This window comes from Bradyrhizobium forestalis (assembly GCF_002795245.1).
Classification (GTDB): domain Bacteria; phylum Pseudomonadota; class Alphaproteobacteria; order Rhizobiales; family Xanthobacteraceae; genus Bradyrhizobium; species Bradyrhizobium forestalis.
The window spans coordinates 42,950-61,533 of sequence record NZ_PGVG01000043.1 but is presented as its reverse complement, the minus strand read 5'-3'; the positions used below and the strand labels follow the sequence as shown (position 1 = coordinate 61,533).

The 18,584-nt window shown below is 65.0% G+C and carries 12 protein-coding genes; 8 read left to right on the top strand and 4 right to left on the bottom strand.

From position 1 onward, the window contains the following. Window positions 1-160: 160 nt before the first annotated feature. Window positions 161-1,486 carry an MFS transporter gene (locus tag CVM73_RS32865; protein ID WP_100235922.1) on the bottom strand — a complete coding sequence of 442 codons (1,326 nt, stop codon included), beginning with the start codon at window positions 1,484-1,486 and terminating at the stop codon, window positions 161-163. 143 nt (window positions 1,487-1,629) lie between these two features. On the opposite strand from CVM73_RS32865, the gene CVM73_RS32860 reads away from it, so the two are divergent. From CVM73_RS32860 to CVM73_RS32845, 4 genes are read left to right on the top strand one after another with little or no spacing between them, the layout of a single operon-like run. Next, the gene (locus CVM73_RS32860) at window positions 1,630-2,283 is read left to right on the top strand and encodes an ABC transporter ATP-binding protein (protein WP_100235921.1); all 654 of its coding nucleotides are present in this window, start codon (window positions 1,630-1,632) and stop codon (window positions 2,281-2,283) included. Continuing rightward, entirely contained in the window at window positions 2,280-4,742 is a 2,463-nt protein-coding gene (locus CVM73_RS32855) for an ABC transporter permease (RefSeq protein WP_100235920.1), read from the top strand. The genes CVM73_RS32860 and CVM73_RS32855 overlap by 4 nt, the downstream gene beginning before the upstream one ends. Beyond that, window positions 4,732-5,814, top strand: a complete 1,083-nt coding sequence (locus CVM73_RS32850) for a lipocalin-like domain-containing protein (protein ID WP_100235919.1) — start codon at window positions 4,732-4,734, stop codon at window positions 5,812-5,814. The genes CVM73_RS32855 and CVM73_RS32850 overlap by 11 nt, the downstream gene beginning before the upstream one ends. A 27-nt stretch (window positions 5,815-5,841) precedes the next feature. Further along, the gene (locus CVM73_RS32845) at window positions 5,842-6,228 is read left to right on the top strand and encodes an MAPEG family protein (protein WP_100235918.1); all 387 of its coding nucleotides are present in this window, start codon (window positions 5,842-5,844) and stop codon (window positions 6,226-6,228) included. Window positions 6,229-6,441: 213 nt separating this feature from the next. Here CVM73_RS32845 and CVM73_RS32840 read toward each other — a convergent pair whose 3' ends face one another. The 3 genes from CVM73_RS32840 to CVM73_RS32830 all read right to left on the bottom strand — a co-directional run bounded on the left by CVM73_RS32840 (window position 6,442) and on the right by CVM73_RS32830 (window position 12,291). Continuing rightward, a complete protein-coding gene (locus tag CVM73_RS32840; RefSeq protein WP_100235917.1) occupies window positions 6,442-7,632 on the bottom strand; it encodes an ABC transporter substrate-binding protein in 1,191 nt (396 codons plus the stop codon). 304 nt (window positions 7,633-7,936) lie between these two features. Beyond that, on the bottom strand, window positions 7,937-11,095 hold the full coding sequence (locus tag CVM73_RS32835; protein ID WP_100235916.1) for an efflux RND transporter permease subunit: 3,159 nt from the start codon (window positions 11,093-11,095) through the stop codon (window positions 7,937-7,939). Continuing rightward, a complete protein-coding gene (locus tag CVM73_RS32830) occupies window positions 11,092-12,291 on the bottom strand; it encodes an efflux RND transporter periplasmic adaptor subunit (RefSeq protein WP_167407189.1) in 1,200 nt (399 codons plus the stop codon). The genes CVM73_RS32835 and CVM73_RS32830 overlap by 4 nt, the downstream gene beginning before the upstream one ends. Window positions 12,292-12,744: 453 nt before the next feature. Here CVM73_RS32830 and CVM73_RS32820 point away from each other — a divergent pair, with 453 nt between their 5' ends. The 4 genes from CVM73_RS32820 to CVM73_RS32805 all read left to right on the top strand — a co-directional run bounded on the left by CVM73_RS32820 (window position 12,745) and on the right by CVM73_RS32805 (window position 18,474). After that, window positions 12,745-13,899 carry an iron-containing alcohol dehydrogenase gene (locus tag CVM73_RS32820; RefSeq protein WP_167407188.1) on the top strand — a complete coding sequence of 385 codons (1,155 nt, stop codon included), beginning with the start codon at window positions 12,745-12,747 and terminating at the stop codon, window positions 13,897-13,899. Between the two features lie 17 nt (window positions 13,900-13,916). Continuing rightward, entirely contained in the window at window positions 13,917-15,467 is a 1,551-nt protein-coding gene (locus CVM73_RS32815) for an AMP-binding protein (RefSeq protein ID WP_100235912.1), read from the top strand. A gap of 425 nt (window positions 15,468-15,892) precedes the next feature. Continuing rightward, a complete protein-coding gene (locus CVM73_RS32810) occupies window positions 15,893-17,491 on the top strand; it encodes an ABC transporter substrate-binding protein (protein ID WP_100235911.1) in 1,599 nt (532 codons plus the stop codon). A gap of 35 nt (window positions 17,492-17,526) precedes the next feature. Next, the gene (locus tag CVM73_RS32805; protein ID WP_100235910.1) at window positions 17,527-18,474 is read left to right on the top strand and encodes an ABC transporter permease; all 948 of its coding nucleotides are present in this window, start codon (window positions 17,527-17,529) and stop codon (window positions 18,472-18,474) included. Window positions 18,475-18,584: the final 110 nt, after the last annotated feature.

The following is an 18,584-nucleotide window of genomic DNA, read 5'->3' as shown; positions in this document are numbered from 1 at the left end:
GCCCTCACCCGCCGCGCGCGGGACGATGCTTCGCATCGCCCGGGGCGCGTCGGCCTCTCCCGCAAGCGGGAGAGGCGGAGCAAGCCCGCGGACAGTCCCCGTGAAAGCATATGCGATCGCCCTGCCCCTCCAGGGGAGGGTAAGAAAGAGCGCGCCCCCCTTACCCCGGCGACACCGCGCCCTTCAGCGCGCTGGCCTGCGGGGCGATGCTGCGCGTCAGCCTGGCGCGCTCGGTGTTCGGCCAGAGCAGGAGCAGGCCGAGAAGGCCGGAGCCGACCATGATCACCGCGTTGATGGTGAAGCCGGTCATGTAGCCATCGAGCGTGCTGCCGGCACGCTGGATCGTGGCCCCCATCACGGCCGGCGCGATGATGCCGGCCAGCGTGTAGAGTGCACCATAGATCGCGAGAATCGCGCCGCGCTGCGACGTCGGGGTGAACTCGCCGAGCATGGGCGGGCAGACGACATAGATCGCCCCGCACAGGCCCGAGCCGACCACGAGCAGCGCGATCTGCAGGCCCGCGCCCTGGACATGCGGCATCGTCGCCAGGATCAGCCCGCCGATCACCAGCGGCACCGAGCCGAGCACGCCGCGCGCCACGCGGGTGTTGTAGCCGCGCGCCATCATCACCTGCGAGATCCAGCCGGTGAGAATGACGATGGTGGCGCCGAACACCCAGGGCAGGATCGAGATGAAGCCAGCCTGGCTCTGCGAGAAGCCGAGCCCCTTGACGATGAACGGCGTGAACCAGGTCAGGCCGAGCGACAGCGCCCAATAGGCGCCGAAGGTTGCGGCGACGCAGCCGATGAAGGTGCGCGAGGTGAGAAGCTGCAAATAGGGAATCTTCGACTCGGTCGCGGCCGAGATTTGCGTGTCCTCCAGCGGCCCTTCCTTGCCGAGCGCGAGCCAGGCCGCGACCCAGATCAGGCCGACGACACCGAGCGCGCCGAAGGCATAGTGCCAGGAATGGTTGACGATGATCCAGTTCAGCGCCGGCACCGCGAGGATGACGCCGAAGGCCGAACCCTGCGACAGGATCGCGGTGGGCAGCGTGCGCTTCTCGTCGGGGAACCATTTGTAGATGGCATGCGCGGCGACCGAGAAGGCCGGGCCTTCGCCGGCGCCCAGCACAATGCGGCAGATCAGGAGCGTGGTGAAGGAGACGGTGCCAACCATCGGAAATTGCGCCAGCGCCCAGACGACAGCCAACGCCAGCAGCACCCAGCGCGTCGGCACCTTGTTGACGATGAAGCCGACCACGATCGCAGCGATCGAGAACAGGAAGAAGAAGGAAGAGCCGAGCAGGCCGAATTGCTCCGGGGTGAGCTTCAGATCAGTCATGATCGGCACGCCGGCAAGACCCACGACGATCTTGTCGGCGAAATTCACCAGCATGAAGAGGAACAGGAGAAAGGTGATGGTCCAGGCGCCCTTTGGCGTCCTTGTCGTCTTGCCCGCCGCCGCCGGCGTTCCCTGAGCGCTCATGAATCTCCCCGCATGTCTTTTGGCACTTTTTTGATTTGGCCGTCTTGGAAGCTAACAACGGCTTCGAGACCAACGCAACCCGGCATTTCCCCGGCAGGTGTGCTACGCAGCAATTCCGTTAATTCCGTCCGGCGCCATTCATCGTGCTGAGCATCCGAAATCTTTCCAAGACGTTCTCCTCGGCCGGCGAGCCGGTCCACGTGCTGCGCGGCGTCGATCTCGACCTCAAGGCTGGCGAACGCGTCGCGCTGACGGGTGAATCCGGCAGTGGCAAGAGCACATTGCTGCACCTGATCGCAGGGTTAGACGCCGCCGATGGCGGCACGATCCGGCTGGAGGAGATCGAGGTCACCAAGCTGTCGGATGCCGGACGCGCCAGCTTGCGGCGCGACCGCATCGGCCTGGTTTTTCAGCAATTCAACCTGATCCCGAGCCTCTCCGTCGCGGACAATCTCGCCTTCCAGGCGCGGATCGCCGGCCGGCATGACGCGGCCTGGACCAAGGAGCTTGTCGAGCGGCTCGGACTCGGCAGCCTGCTCAAACGTTATCCAGAGCAAATATCAGGCGGCCAGCAGCAGCGGGTCGCGATTGGCCGGGCGCTGGCGACAAAGCCCTCGCTGCTGCTTGCGGACGAGCCGACCGGCAATCTCGACGAAGCCACCGCCGAGGACGTGCTGGCGCTGACGCGCGACCTCGTCGCGCGCACCGGCTGCGGCTTCCTGATGGTGACGCACAGCCTGCATCTGGCCGCGACGCTCGACCGTCATCTCACCTTGCATGCGGGACGAATCGCATGAGGCGCGCGCTGTGGATCCTCGCCGTGCTGCTCAGCCATTGGCGGCGCCACAAGATGCAGTTCGCGACGCTGCTGATCGGGCTGATCGCGGCGACCGCGCTGTGGAGCGGCGTGCAGGCGATCAACCAGCAGGCCCGTAGCGCCTATGACCGCGCCGCCGCGACCTTTGGCGGCGTGCGCACGGCGATGCTGGTCGCTCCCAATGCGGCGACTTTCCCGCAGGAGCTGTTCATAAAACTCCGCCGCGCCGGGTGGCCGGTGTCGCCGGTGCTGGAGGGACGGGTGCAGATCAACGGGCGCTCGCTGCGGCTGCTCGGGATCGAGCCGGTGACACTGCCCGCCGATGTCGGCAACGCGCCGCGCCTCGGCGCCGCGGATCTGAGCAGCTTTGTTGCGCCGCCGGGCCAGACGCTGGTGGCGCGGGAGACGCTGGCCGACTTGCAGGAGCCGGAAGGCGCGGCGCCGGCGATCAGCAATGGCGCAGAACTGCCGCCGCTGCGCGTGCAGCCGCAGCTCGCGCCCGATGTGCTCGTGGTCGATATCGGCGTGGCACAGCGCCTCCTCAGCAAGCCGGATCAGGTGTCGCGGCTGCTGATCGGACAGCCGAGGGGCAAGCCGATGCCGCTCGCGAGCGTCGTCGGCGAGCAGTTGCAGCGGGTCGAGCCGAATGCGGAGACGGAGCTGGAGCGTCTCACCGACAGCTTTCATCTCAACCTCACCGCCTTCGGCCTGCTGTCGTTCTTCGTCGGCCTGTTCATCGTCAACTCGGCCGTCGGCCTCGCCTTCGAGCAGCGGCTGCCGATGCTGCGGACCTTGCGGGCCTGCGGTGCCTCGGCGCGGCTGGTCAACACGGTGCTGGTGGTCGAGCTCGTGGCACTGGCGCTGGTGGCAGGCCTGATCGGGCTTGTCTGCGGCTATTTCATCGCGGCGGCCTTGCTGCCCGACGTCGCGGCCTCGCTGCGCGGACTCTATGGCGCGCGGATTCCGGGGCAGCTCACGTTACGCCCCGAATGGTGGCTCGCCGGCATCGGCATCAGCGTCGCCGGCGCGCTCGTTGCGGCGGCAACGAGCCTGATCAAGGCGATCAGGATGCCGGTGCTGGCGACGGCGCAGCCGGGGGCCTGGCAGCAGCGGCAGCGCCGCTGGCTTATCCTGCAGAGCTGTGCGGCCTGCGCCGTGTTCGCGGTCGCACTGCTGCTGCTCCATTACGGACAATCGCTGATCGCAGGGTTCGGCGTGCTCGCGGCGCTGATGTTGGGTGCGGCGCTGATCCTGCCGGCCTTCCTCGACATCATCCTGCTCGTGGGCCAGCGCGTCGCGCGAGGCCCGCTTGCGCTGTGGTTCTGGGCGGACAGCCGACAACAGCTATCCGGATTGTCGCTCGCGCTGATGGCGCTGCTGCTCGCGCTCGCGGTCAATGTCGGGGTGTCCACCATGGTGGACACGTTCAGCCGCACCTTCATCGGCTGGCTCAACGGTCGGCTCGCCGCCGACGTCTACATCAGCGCCTCCGACAATGCGCAAGGCGTTGCGATCCGGAGCTGGCTGAAGGACCGCAGTGAGGTTCAGGGGATCCTCTCGGGCGGACGCGCCGAGGCGCAAATCCAGGGCCAATCGGTCGAATTGCTCGGCCTGCCCGATCACGCGCTGTATCGCGAGCGCTGGCCCCTGCTGGAAGCCGCGCCGCGCGCCTGGACCCGGCTGGTGCCGGGCAATGCCGCCTTCATCAGCGAGCAGCTGAGCCGCCGACTGAATGTGCGCCTCGGTGACGTCGTCGAGGTGCCGGCGCCAGGCGGGACCTGGGAGCTCGACATCGTCGGCATCTATGCCGATTACGGCAACCCCAAGGGGCAGCTCACGGTGAACGTCGCCGCGCTGATCCGGCAGTTTCCACAGACGCCGCAGACCCGGATCGGCCTGATCGTCGCGAGAGAGAACATCTCCGGCCTGATCGCTGCCCTGCAGAAGCAGTTCGGGCTCGACGACCGCAGCGTGGCCGACCAGGCGACGGTGAGGGCGGAATCGATCCGCGTCTTCAACCGCACCTTTGCGGTGACGTCGGCGCTGAATGCCTTCACGCTCGGCGTCGCGGGCATTGCGCTTCTCACCAGCCTGCTCACGCTGGCCAACTCCCGCCTGCCGCAGCTTGCGCCGCTGTGGGCGATCGGCATCACGCGGCCGCGCCTTGCCGCGATCGAGCTGACCAAGACGCTCTCGGTCGCGCTGTTCACGGCGCTGCTGGCCGTGCCGCTCGGACTGTTGGTGGCGTGGTGCCTGATTGCAATCGTGAACGTGAAGGCGTTTGGCTGGCGGCTGCCGTTCCATGTATTTCCGTTGCAATTGATCGAGCTGGTCGCGGTCGCGCTGCTCGCCTCGCTGCTTGCGGCGCTGCTGCCGGTGGCGAGGCTGGCGCGGATGCAGCCGGCGAACCTGATCAAGGTGTTTGCCAATGAGCGCTGAAGCAATCTCGCGGCGCAGTTTCGCCGGCGGCATTGCCGCCCTTGCTCTCGCGCACCGCGCCAGCGCGCAGGGTTATGCCGGGCTCGGCGAGACCGCCGACGGATTTGCGAAGGTGATGCCGGGAAAGGCGTTCAGCTTCCCCACCGATCACGGGCCGCATCCGGTGTTTCGTATCGAGTGGTGGTATCTCACGGCAAACCTCGTCGACGCGAGCGGCGCGGCTTGCGGCCTGCAATGGACGCTGTTCCGTCAGGCCGCGCAGCCGGGCCCGCAGGGCGAAGGCTGGGCCAACCAGCAGGTGTGGATGGCGCATGCCGCGGTGACACGGGCCGACACTCACCGCTTCACCGAAACGTTTTCACGCGGTGGCGTGGGGCAAGCCGGCGTGACGGCCAAGCCGTTCGATGCCTGGATCGACGATTGGGAGATGAAGGGTCTCGATCGCACCGACGATCGCACGTTGGCGCCGCTGACGCTGAAGGCGTCCGGCACCGATTTCAGCTATGCGCTGACGCTGGAGGCCGATCGGCCGGTGGTGTTGCAAGGCGATGGCGGCTACAGCCGCAAGTCGGAGCGCGGCCAGGCGTCCTACTATTACAGCCAGCCGTTCTATCGCGCGCGCGGTACGCTCACCATCGACGACAGGCCCGTCGACGTCTCGGGCCAGGCCTGGATGGACAGGGAATGGAGCAGCCAGCCGCTCGATGCCGACCAGACCGGCTGGGACTGGCTCTCGCTGCATCTTTCATCCGGCGACAAGCTGATGCTGTACCGGCTGCGGCAGAAGGACGGTAAGGATTATCCGTTCGGCAACTGGATCAGCGCCGGCGGCGGCACGCAGATGATCGCGAGTGGCGACATCCGGATGATGCCGAAGGCCACCGCGGATGTCGCTGGACGCAGTTTGCCGGTGGAATGGCAGATCGCGATCCCCTCGCGATCATTCTCGATCCTGTGCAAGCCGCTCAATCCCAGGGCCTGGATGGGGACCGGCTTTTCCTATTGGGAAGGGCCGATCAGCTTTTCCGGGACGCATGACGGCGTTGGCTATCTCGAGCTGACCGGCTATTGAGACGCGATCTCTTCGAAGGAACTAACGATGTATCATCTCACCGCCCTCGTCACGCTGCTGGCGATCGCATTTTATTTCTTCACCGCCGTCAACGTCTCGCGCTCGCGCACCAAGACCGGCGTCAAGGTGCCTGCGATGTCGGGCCATCCGGATTTCGAACGGGCCTTCCGCATCCAGATGAACACGCTGGAATGGATGCCGATCTTCCTCCCGGCGCTGTGGCTGTTCGCGGTCTATATCAGCGACGCCATCGCAGCCGGCATCGGCGTGGTCTGGATCATCGGCCGTATCGTCTATTTCGTCGGCTATTCGAAGGCTGCGGCCAAGCGCGGCACGGGCTTCGCGATCCAGAGCCTCGCCGCCATCGCGCTGTGGGTCGGGGCGCTGGGGGCGGTGACGTTGCGGCTGGTGTGAGAGGCGGGAGGCCGCAACATACTCGGTGTCGTCCCGGACAAGCGCAGCGCAGATCCGGGACCGATACCCACAGGGAGAAGTTGTAGCGCGAGCAGATAACTCCGAGTCCCCGTAGCCACGTCTGCCTGTGGATATGGATCCCGGATCGGCGCGCGCTTGAGGCGCGCTTGTCCGGGACGACAGCGAGTGTGTGGCGCTCGCTGTGCCTCTTCCCTACTTCGTCAATGGACAGCCGCTTTCCTTGGCGGTGAAGAAGGCCTTGTCGCCGGGGACGGTGGCGAGCAGCTTGTAATAGTCCCAGGGCTTCTTCGACTCCGAGGGCTTCTTGACCTCGAACAGATACATGTCGTGGACCATGCGGCCGTTCTCGAGCACCTTGCCTTTCGCGAAATCGTCGTCGACCGGCAGCTCCTTCAGCTTCTTGGCGACCGCATCCGGATCCTTGGTACCGGCGGCCTTCACCGCCTTGAGATAGCTCAGCGTCGCCGAATAGGTGCCGGCGTGGATCATGCTCGGCATCCGCCCGGTGCGCTTGAAGAAGCGTTCGCCGAGATTGCGGGTCTTGTCGTTGAGATCCCAATAATAGCCTTCGGTCAGCACCAGACCTTGCGCGGCCTGAAGGCCGAGGCCGTTGACCTCGGCGAGCGTCATCAAGAGGCCCGCGAGCTTCTGACCACTGGCGACGATGCCGAACTCGGACGCCTGCTTGATCGAGTTGGTGGTGTCGAGGCCGGCGTTGGCAAGGCCCACGATCTTCGCCTTCGAGCTCTGCGCCTGCAGCAGGAAGGAGGAGAAGTCCGACGAATTGAGCGGCACGCGCACCGAGCCGAGCACCTTGCCGCCGTTGGCGGTGACGATCTCGCTGGTGTCCTTCTCCAGCGCGTAGCCGAAGGCGTAGTCCGCGGTGAGGAAGAACCAGGTGTCACCGCCGGCCTTGGTCAGCGCGCCGCCGGTGCCGACGCCGAGCGCGCGGGTGTCATAGGCCCAGTGGAAGCCGTAGGGCTGGCAGGCATCGCCGGTGAGACGCGAGGTCGCGGCACCGACCACGATGTCGATCTTCTTCTTTTCCTTGGACAGTTCGTGGATCGCGAGCGCGACCGAAGAGGTCGTCAGCTCCGTGATCATGTCGACGTTCTCGACGTCGTACCAGCGCCGTGCAATCGAGCTGGCGAGATCCGGCTTGTTCTGGTGGTCCGCGGTGACGAGCTCGATCTTCTGGCCGAGCACCTCGCCGCCGAAATCCTCGATAGCCATCCTGGCCGCTTCAACCGACCATTTGCCGCCGTAGTCGGCATAGACGCCGGACTGATCGTTGAGGATGCCGATCTTGACGCCTTGCGCGGAAGCCGGCGCAGCGAGCAAGAGGGCGGAGGTTGCGACAGCGGCCCAAAGGGCTGATTTCATATGTTATCTCCCAGCAGTCTTCTGTTGTGAAATCGCGCGGATACTAGTGAAGAACCCCGCGTGTGCCCATCCATTTCGATGTTGGTCGTTAGTATGTGTGCGCCAAATTCTCCGCTGTCGTCCCGGACAAGCGCGCCTCAAGCGCGCGTAGATCCGGGACCCATACCCCCGGAACGAAGTTTGGCGAAGACTCGTGGTTACCAGCCTTCGCCAAACCGCTCGCTGGGAGTATGGGTCCCGGATCTGCGCTTGCGCTTGTCCGGGACGACAGCGGAGGACGTGGATGCGCCGCTGGCCACACTGATTACGCAGCCAGCTCCGGCTTCTTGCCCCTGCGCCCCTCTGCCAGGTTCCGCACCACCACGTAGAAGATCGGCGTGAACAGAAGCCCGAACAGGGTGACGCCGAGCATGCCGAAGAACACGGCGACACCCACGGCCTGCCGCATCTCCGAGCCGGAGCCGCTCGAGATCACCAGCGGCAAGACGCCGAGAATGAAGGCGAACGAAGTCATCAGGATCGGCCGCAAGCGCAGCCGGCAGGCGTCGATCACGGCCTCCAGCCGCGGCTTGCCTTCGAGCTCGATGTCGCGCGCGAACTCGACGATCAGGATCGCGTTCTTCGCCGCCAATCCCACCAGCACGACGAAGCCGATCTGGGTGAGGATGTTGACGTCCTGACCCATGATGCGCACGCCGATGGTGGCCGCTAACAGGCACATCGGCACGATCAGGATCACCGCGAACGGCAGTGTCCAGCTACCATATTGCGCGGCGAGCACGAGATAGACGAACAGCACGCAGATCGGGAACACGTAGAGACCGGCATTGCCGCCGGTGACCTGCTGATAGGACAGGTCCGTCCACTCGAAGGTGAAGCCGCTCGGCAAGGTGTCGTTCGCAAGCTGCTTGATGGTGTTGAGCGCAGTGGTCGAGCTGGTGCCAGGCGCCGGCTCGCCCTGCAATTCGGACGCCGCATAGAGATTGTAGCGCGCGACGCGGTCGGGACCCGAGACGTCCCTGAACTCGACCACGCTGCCGAGCATCACCATGTCGCCGGAGGCGTTGCGCGTGCGCAGGCGCGCCAGGTCGCTGGGCTCCTTGCGGTACGGGAAATCACCCTGCGCGGTGACGTGGTAGGTGCGGCCGAACAGATTGAAGTCGTTGACATAGGTCGACCCGAAATAGGTCTGGATCGTGTCGTTGATGTTGGAGATGGGCACGCCCAGCTTCTGCGCCTTGGTGCGGTCGATGTCGACGAAGAGCTGCGGCGTGTTGGCGGTGAACGGCGAGAACACCGACGTCAGCGTCGGCGCCTTGCGCGCAGCAGCAACCAGCTCGTCGGTCGCGGCCGCGAGCATTTCGGGTCCGCGACCCTGACGGTCCTGGACGCGGATGGTGAAGCCGCCGCCAGTGCCGATGCCGGGCACGGCCGGCGGCGGAATCACGATGATGAACGCGCCCTGGATCGCGGACAGGCGCTTGCGCAGCTCGGCCGTGATGGCGTTCGCGGACAGGCCCTTCTTCAGCCGCGCCTCCGGCTCGTCGAACACCGGGAACAGCGCGGCTGCGTTGCCGGCCTGCGTGCGCGTGGCGCCGGAGAAGCCGGCGAAGGCGGCGACGCGGACGATGCCCGGCGTATCCAGCGAGATCCGCTCGATCTCGCGCACGACCTCCGTGGTGCGCGCCAGCGAGGCCGCGCCTGGCAATTGCACGGATATGATGACGTAGCCACGATCCTGCGCCGGGATGAAGCCCTGCGGCGTGGTCACGATCAGCCAGCCGGCGCTGCCGATCAGCACGACATAGATCAGGAGCATCACCACCGAATGGCGGATGACGAAATTGGCGAGACCCGCGTAGCCGTGCGAGAGCCGGTCGAAAACGCGGTTGAACACGCCGGTGAAGGCACCCCACGCCCGCGCGATGACATTCCAGGCGGCCGGCGGCCGCTTCTCTTCGTGCGGGGTGAGGATCTGCGAGGCCAGCGCCGGCGACAGCGTCAGCGAGCAGAAGCAGGAGATCGCGGTCGCAACGGCAATGGTGACGGCGAATTGCTGGAAGAACTGCCCGGAGATGCCGCCGAGGAACGCGGTCGGGACGAACACCGCGCATAGCACCAGGGCGATCGAGACCAGCGCGCCGCCGACCTCCTCCATCGTCTTCAGCGCGGCATCGCGACGACTGAGGCCGTGCTCGAGATGGCGCTCGACATTCTCGACCACGACAATGGCATCATCGACCACGATGCCGACGGCGAGGACGAGCCCGAACAGGGTGAGATTGTTGATGGAGAATCCAAGCGCCGCCATGACCGCGAAAGTGCCGACCAGCGAGACCGGGATCGCGATGATCGGAATGATCGCGGGCCGCCATCCCTGCAGGAACACCAGCACGACGACGACCACGAGCAGCATGGCCTCGTAGATGGTCTTGATCAGCTCGTGGACGGACTGGGCGATGAACTCGGTCGGATTGTAGCCGATGTTGTAGTCGAGGCCTTTCGGAAAGCTCTCCTTGAGCCTCGTCATGGTGTCGGAGATGTTCTTTGCCGTCGCAAGCGCGTTCGATCCGGGCCGCTGCGTCACCAGCATGGCGACCGCCGACTTGCGTAGCAGGAAACTGTTGGTGGAATAGGCCAGCGCCCCGAGCTCGATGCGGGCAACGTCGCGCAAACGAACGACCCGGCCGTCGGAGCCGGCCTTGATCAGGATGTCCTCGAACTGCTTCTGGTCCTTCAAACGCCCGGTGAAGGTGAGGTTCGGCTGGAAGGCGCGGTCGGCGATCGGCGGCTCGGCAATCTGGCCGCCGGCAATCTGCACGTTCTGGGCGCGGATCGCCGCCAACACCTCGGCCGAGGTCAGGCCGAGATTGGCAATGCGGTCAGGATCGAGCCACAGCCGCATCGAATAGTCGCGCGCGCCAAAGATCTGGATGTCGCCGACGCCATCGAGGCGCAAGAGCTGATCACGGACCTGGAGCAGCGCGTAGTTCGAGATGTAGAGCTGGTCGAACGTGTCGTCCGGCGACAGCATGAACACGACCATCAGGATGTCGGGCGAGTTCTTGCGCGTGGTGACGCCGTTGCGCTGGACCTCCTCCGGGAGGCGCGGCTGCGCGATCGCGACACGGTTCTGCACCAGCACCTGGGCCTTGTCGAGATCGGTGCCGAGCTTGAAGGTGACGGTGATGGTAAGCTGGCCGTTCGAGGTCGCCTGGCTGTAGAGATACAGCATGTCCTCGACGCCGTTGATCTCCTGCTCGATCGGAGCGGCCACCGTGTCCGACACGGTCTGCGCGGAGGCGCCGGGATATTGCGTGGTGACGACGACGGTCGGCGGCACCACTTGCGGATATTCGGAGACCGGCAGCGTCGTGTAGGCCAGCGCGCCGACGATCAAGAGCACGATCGACAGCACCATCGCCAGGATGGGCTGGTTGATGGAGAGACGGCCGAGGTTCATGACTTGCCACCGACTGGGGCTTGCGCGGTCTGCGGGGCGACCTTGGCGCCGACGCGGGCGCGCTGGATGCCGTTGACGATGACGCGATCCTCGGCCTTCAGCCCTTCGCGGATCACGCGCAGGCCGTCATCCAGCGGCCCGAGCACCACGGGACGCGCCTCGACCGTGTCGTCAGGCTTGACCACGAACACGATCTTGCGGGACTGGTCGGTCGCGATCGCGACGTCCGGAATCAGCAATGCCTCGTAAGGCGCGCTGCCGATCAGGCGGACGCGGCCGAACTGGCCCGGCAGAATCGACAGATCGGTGTTCTTGACCACGGCGCGGCTGCGCAGCGTTCCCGTGGAGACGTCGAGGCGGTTGTCGAGGAAGTTGATGGTGCCCTCGTGGGACGGCTTGGTTTCGCCGGCGAGCGTCACCTGCACCGGGTTCGCGGTGTCACGCGAGCTGGGGCGTCGTCCCTCGAACCACAGCTTGCTGTATTTGATGAAGGTCGCTTCATCCATGTCGAAATAGACGTAGATCGGATCCAGCGCGACGATCGAGGTCAGCAGCGTCGAAGTGCCGGTATCGCTGCCCTGCACGAGATTGCCGGGGCTGACGAGGTGGCGGCTGACGCGGCCGGTCAGTGGCGCCGTCACATGCGTGAACTCGATGTTGAGCTTGGCCGCCTTGAGCGCGCCTTCGGCCTGCGTCTCGGCGGCGTGCGCAGCCTGCAGCGCCTGGCGACGCTGATCGACGACCTGCTCGGAGACGGCGCTGGTCTGCACCAGGTTCAAGCCGCGATCGAGCTCGCGCTTGGCGAGCTCCACCTTGGCCCGTGCATCCGACAGCTGGCCCTCCGCCTGCGTGGCCACTGCCTCGAACGGGCGCGGGTCGATCACGTAGAGCAGATCGCCCTGACGCACGATGGCGCCGTCCTGGAATTCGACCGAATTGACGAAACCGCCGACGCGCGGCCGCACCTGCACCTCCTCGACCGCCTCGAAGCGGCCGGTGAACTCGTCCCAATCAGTGACGATGCGCTTGACCGGCTGGGCGACCGTCACCGGCGCCGGCGGCGGGGCAGCAGCCTGTGATGCCGGCTTGTCGCAGCCGGACAGGGCGAACGCCGCGGCGAGAAACCCGGCGATGGCGCTGAGCTGAACGAAATCGTGCTTTTTGACAAACTGCTCGCTTCCGTCCGGTCCGCTCATCCCAGGTCCTCGCATCAAAGCCGCAGAAAAGCAGGGTACGCCTCTACCTGCGGGCGCCACAAGATGGGTAGCAAAGATGAACACTTCAAGACCAGGTCGCGCGCAATGCTGGGAAGAGATCCTGACCGGATGGCGGGTTGACAGGGAGCCAACCGCACACGGGGAGTGCGAGATGGGTGACGACAGGCGATGCTCGCCACCCTCCCCTGAAGGGGGAGGGTCGATCGCGCGCAGCGCGAGCGGGGTGGGGTGATCTCTCCCCACGGGCAGTATTCGATGTGGAAAGACCGTCACCCCACCCCGGCTCACATTTCGCTACGCTCAATGTCAGCCGACCCTCCCCCTCCAGGGGAGGGTAAGAAACGGCCAGCGTCTTCGCGCATGACGGGCGCGGCGGGCTCGGCTAGACTTCTCCTCACAAAAATAAAGACGAATTGTCCGGGGAGGAGAGGCGTGCACCAGGGACGTGTCGTTTTCGGCGCGATCGAGGAGGTCGTGTTCGGCCATCCTGCGGCCGGCGCCGTCGTCGCGCAGATGGACCGGCTGGGAACCCGCCGCGCTTTCCTGATGGTATCGGGCACGCTGAACCGTCAAACCGACGAGATCACGAAAATCAAGGACGCGCTCGGTGAGCGCTGCGCCGGCCTGTTCGACGCCATGCCGGCGCATACGCCGCGCGAGGCGGTGATCGCGGCAACCAATGCGGCACGCGAGACGGGTGCCGACCTGATCGTCACCGTCGGCGGCGGCTCGATCACTGACGGCGCCAAGGCGGTGCAGCTCTGCCTCGCCAACGGCATTGACGATATCGAAGGCATCGAGCGCATCCGCGTGCACAAGGGTGTCGCGCCCGAGATGAACGCGCCGACCGTGCGGCAGGTCAGCGTGCCGACCACGATCGCCGGCGGCGAGTTCAGTTCGATCGCGGGCGTGACCGACCGCAGCACCAACGTGAAGCAGATGCTGCGGCATCCGCTCACGGTGCCGCGCGCGACCATCCTCGATCCAGGCATCACCGTGCACACGCCGGAATGGCTGTTCCTCTCGACCGGGATCCGCGCGGTCGACCATTGCGTCGAGGCGATCTGCTCGCGCGAGACGCACCCCTATGCCGATGCGCAATCGGTGAAGGGCCTCGCCATGCTCGCCGACGCGTTGCCGCGGGTGAAGGCGGACCCCGCCGATCTCGACGCTCGCATGGATGCGCAGATCGGGACCTGGCTGTCGATGGGCGCGCTCGCGGCCGGCGTGCCGATGGGCGCGAGCCACGGCATCGGCTACGTGCTGGGCGCCGCCTTCGACGTGCCGCACGGCTACACCTCCTGCGTCATGCTGCCGGCGGTGATGCGCTGGAATGCGCACGACAATGCCGAGCGCCAGGTGATCGTCGCCGCCGCGATGGGCTATCCCGGCCGTGACGCCGCCGACGTGCTCGATGCCTTCATCCGCTCGCTCGGCATGCCGCGCAGCCTTGCGGACGTGCGCGTCTTGCCGGAGCATTTCGATGGCATCGCGGAAGCCGCGATGCGCACGAACTGGATCCCGCGCAACCCGCGCAAGATCGCCGGTCCCGCCGACATCAAAGAAATCCTGCTTCTCGCCGCATGATCCCAGCCGGAGGATAGATGTATACTGGTCACCATGCCCGCCTGCGCCCGCTGCAGCCCGCGTTCATCATGGCGGCGACCGGCGAGGCCGTCACCTATCGCGAGCTGGAGGCGCGCAGCAATCGCCTGGCGCATCTGTTCCGCAAGCACGGCTTGAAGCGGCTCGACCATTATTCGATCTTCATGGAGAACAATTCGCGCTATCTGGAGGCCTGCGGCGCGGGCGAGCGTTCCGGGCTGTACTACACCTGCATCAACTCCTTCCTGACGCCGAACGAGCTCGCCTATCTCCTCGTCAACAGCCAGTCGAAGATCCTGATCACGTCGGTCGCAAAGCTCGACATCGCGCGCGAGGCGATCCAGGCTTGCCCCGACGTCAGGCTCTGCATCGTCGCCGACGGTCCGGGTGAGAGCGAACGTATCGTCGGGCTCGCGGACATGACCGCGGACATGCCGGCAACACCGATCGCGGATGAATGGCTCGGCACCGCCATGCTCTATTCGTCCGGCACGACCGGACGGCCGAAGGGCATCCTGCGGCCCCTGCCGGAGGAGCCGCCGAAGCACAATCTGCCGCTGTTCGATTTTCTGACCAAGCTCTGGCACTACCGCGAGGGCATGGTCTACCTCTCGCCGGCCCCGCTCTATCATTCCGCTCCGCAGGCCGCCGTGAACCTCACGATCCGCATGGGCGGCACCGTGATCATCATGGAGAGCTTCGATCCCGAGCGTTACCTCCAGCTCGTCGAGCAATGGGGCATCACCCACACGCAGTTGGTGCCGACGATGTTCTCGCGCATGCTGAAGTTGCCGGAGGAGGTGCGCAATCGCTACGATCTGTCGTCGCTGGAGATCGCGATCCATGCCGCCGCGCCCTGCCCGGCCCTGGTCAAGGACGACATGATCAAATGGTGGGGCCCGATCATCCACGAATATTACGGCGCGACCGAAGGCCTCGGCTTCACCGCCTGCAACAGCGAGGAATGGCTCGGCCACCGCGGCACCGTCGGCAAGGTGCTGCTCGGCGACCTCCACATTCTCGACGAGAACATGCGGGAGTGCCCGACCGGCACGCCCGGCCAGGTCTGGTTCAAGACCGCCTCGCCGTTCGAATATTTCAACGACCCCGAGAAGACCCGGGAAGCGCGCTCGGCCGACAGCAGCATGAGCACGGTCGGCGACGTCGGTTATGTCGATAAGGACCGCTTCCTGTACCTCACCGATCGCGCGACCTTCATGATCATCTCCGGCGGGGTGAACATCTATCCGCAGGAATGCGAGAATCTGCTGATCACCCACCGGAAGGTCGCCGACGCCGCGGTGTTCGGCGTGCCCAATGCCGATCTCGGGGAAGAGGTGAAGGCGGTGGTGCAGCCGATGCCGGGCGTGGTGCCGGGGCCGGCTCTCGCCGAAGAGCTGATCGCGTTCTGCGCAAAATCGCTGTCACGGCAGAAGGTGCCGCGCTCGGTCGATTTCGACAAGGAATTGCCGCGGCTGCCAACAGGGAAGCTGTACAAGCGGCTGCTCAGGGACCGGTATTGGGGGAACAAGGCGTCGCGAATCGTGTGAGGGGGCTGTGCCGCACACACCGCTGTCGTCCCGGACAAGCGCACCTCAAGCACGCGCCGATCCGGGACCCAGCCACAGGAAGTGGTTTGATGAAGACTCGTGGTTGCCAGCTTCGTGCTGCAACTGCTCCCTGTGGTTATGGGTTCTGGATCTGGCGCTCCGCCCTGGACAACGCTACGCGTTGCCAAGAGCTGCGCTTGTCCGGGACGACGGCGGAGCTTGTGACATCGCTACCCACAAAGTCGACGCGGGAACTGCCTGTTCGCACCTGCACTCGCACATCGTGAAAGTTTGAAACTCCTGCGGCGTTACGTCATCCAAATTACCAAGGCCATAAAGAGCGTTAGCCCGTTGCCTCGCTGCTCGCGCCTCGCTATCGTTACGACAAACAGGCCGCAAAAGGCCGAGGTCCAGGGAGGATGAGCATGCGGAGCGTGTGGGCGCTCGCCGCAATGGCGGCGCTATCTGTGCTGACGGCCTCAACCGCCACGCTCGCCGGCGAGCCTAAGCAGGGCGGTATCCTGCGGATGTATCACCGCGACAGTCCGGCCAACGCCTCCATCCTCGAGGGCGCGACCTACTCGATCAACGTGCCGTTCATGGGGGTGTTCAACAATCTCGTCATCTACGACCAGCACATCGCGCAGAACAGTCCTGATACGCTGAGGCCTGAGCTCGCCGAAAGCTGGTCCTGGAGCAGCGACAACAAGAAGCTGACATTCAAGCTTCGTCAGGGCGTCAAATGGCACGACGGCAAGCCGTTCACATCGGCCGACGTCAAATGCACCTTCGATCTCTTGATGGGCAAATCGCAGCAGAAGCTGCGGCAAAATCCGCGCAAGACCTGGTACAGCGAAGTCAACGACGTCACGACGAGCGGCGACGTCGAGGTTTCCTTCGACCTGAAGCGCCCGCAGCCCTCGCTGCTGGCGATGCTCGCGTCCGGTTACACGCCGATCTATCCCTGTCATGTCTCGCCGGCGGACATGCGCACCCATCCGATCGGAACCGGGCCGTTCAAGTTCGTCGAGTTCAAGGCCAATGAATCGATCAAGCTGACGCGAAATCCGGACTATTGGAAGAAGGGCCTGCCCCATCTCGACGGCGTCGAGTACACGATCATCACGAACCGCTCGACCGCGATTCTCGCTTTCGTCGCCGGCAAGTTCGACATGACCTTCCCGACGCACATCACGATCCCGCTCCTGAAGGACGTCAAGTCGCAGGCGCCGAACGCGGTTTGCGTCGTCGAACCGACCAACGTTTCGACCAACATCATCGTCAATTCGACCTCCGCGCCGTTCGACAACATCGATATTCGCCGGGCCATGTCGCTCGCACTCGACCGCAAGGCCTTCGTCGACATCCTGTTCGAAGGCCAGGCCGATATCGGCGGCACCATGCTGCCGCCGCCTCAAGGCATCTGGGGCATGCCCAGGGACAAGCTGGAGACCATTCCAGGCTATGGCCGGGACGTGAACGCAAACCGGGAGCAAGCCAGGAAGCTGATGCAGAAGGCGGGTTACGGCCCCGACAAGCATCTCGCGGTGAAGGTCTCGACGCGCAATCTCGCCGAATATCGCGACCCCGCGGTGATCCTGATCGACCAGCTCAAGAGCATCTATATCGACGGCGAGCTCGACGTGGTGGAAACCGCGAACTGGTTTCCGAAAGTCGCGCGCAAGGACTACATGCTCGGCCTCAATCTGACCGGCAATTCCGTCGACGATCCCGACCAGTCCTTCTACGAGAACTATTCCTGCGGCTCGGAGCGGAACTACACCAACTACTGCAACAAGGAGATCGAGAAGCTGTTCGATGTGCAGTCGCAGGAGACCGACGCCAGCAAGCGCAAGCCGCTGGTGTGGGATATCGACAAGAAGCTGCAGGAGGACGTCGCCCGCCCGATCATCTTCCATGCACGGGCAGGTACCTGCTGGCAGCCCTATGTCAAGGGCGTCACGATCATGTCGAACAGCTCCTACAACGGCTTCCGCTACGAGGATGTGTGGCTCGACAAGTAGCTCGCGAGGCTGACGACTAGCGCGGAGGGCGATGCATGTTTGCCTATCTGGTGCGGCGCCTGTTCCTGATGCTCGTGACCCTGTTCGGGATCTCGGTCGTCATCTTCTTCCTGCTGCGCATCGTGCCCGGCAATATCGTCGATATCCTGTTCGCTGCCGCCGGCTACGTCGATCCCGCCGACAAGGCTGATCTCGAGAAGCAGCTCGGCATCGACCAGCCATTGGTTGCGCAATATCTGCACTGGATCGGCGGCTTGCTGCGCGGCGATTTTGGCTATTCCTACGTCTCGGAGAAGCCGGCGCTCCAGGAGATCCTGCCGCGGATCCCGATCACGGCGAGACTCGCCGGTCTCGCGCTATTGTTCTCGGCTTCGATCGGCATTCCCTTAGGCGTCATCAGCGCGGTGAAGCAGGGCACAAAGCTCGACTACGCGCTTCGCGTCGTCAGCCTCAGCGGCCTGTCGCTGCCCTCGTTCTGGCTCGGCCTTCTGATCCTCACCGCGTCGGTGGCGATGTTCGGCCAGATGCCGATCTTCAATCCCAATCCGCAGACCTGGCTCGAGGCGTTCGCGACCTACGCCGTGCCGGCCGCCGCCGTCGGCTTCCGCAGCGCGGCGCTGACCATGCGCATCACCCGCTCCTCGATGCTGGAGGTGCTGCGGCAGGACTATATCCGCACCGCCCGCGCCAAGGGCGCCTCCGATGCGGCCGTGAACTATCACCACGCGCTGAAGAACGCGATCCTGCCCGTGATCACCGTGATCGGCATCGAGGCGGCGTTCCTGATCGGCGGCCTGATCGTCACCGAGACGGTGTTCAACATCCCCGGCGTCGCGCGCTTCCTGGTGGAGGCGATCCGCTGGCGGGACTATCCGATCGTGCAGAACCTCGTGATGTTCATTGCCGTCGTGGTCGTGTTCGCCAATTTCACCGTCGACATGCTCTACGCGGTGTTCGACCCACGGATCAGGTACACGGATTGATTCAATGAAACCAAGCCGAGCGACGATGGTGACTCACCTCTCCCGTAGGGAGAGGTCGGATTGCATCGGAAGATGCAATCGGGGTGAGGGGTTACACTCCGTCCTGAGAC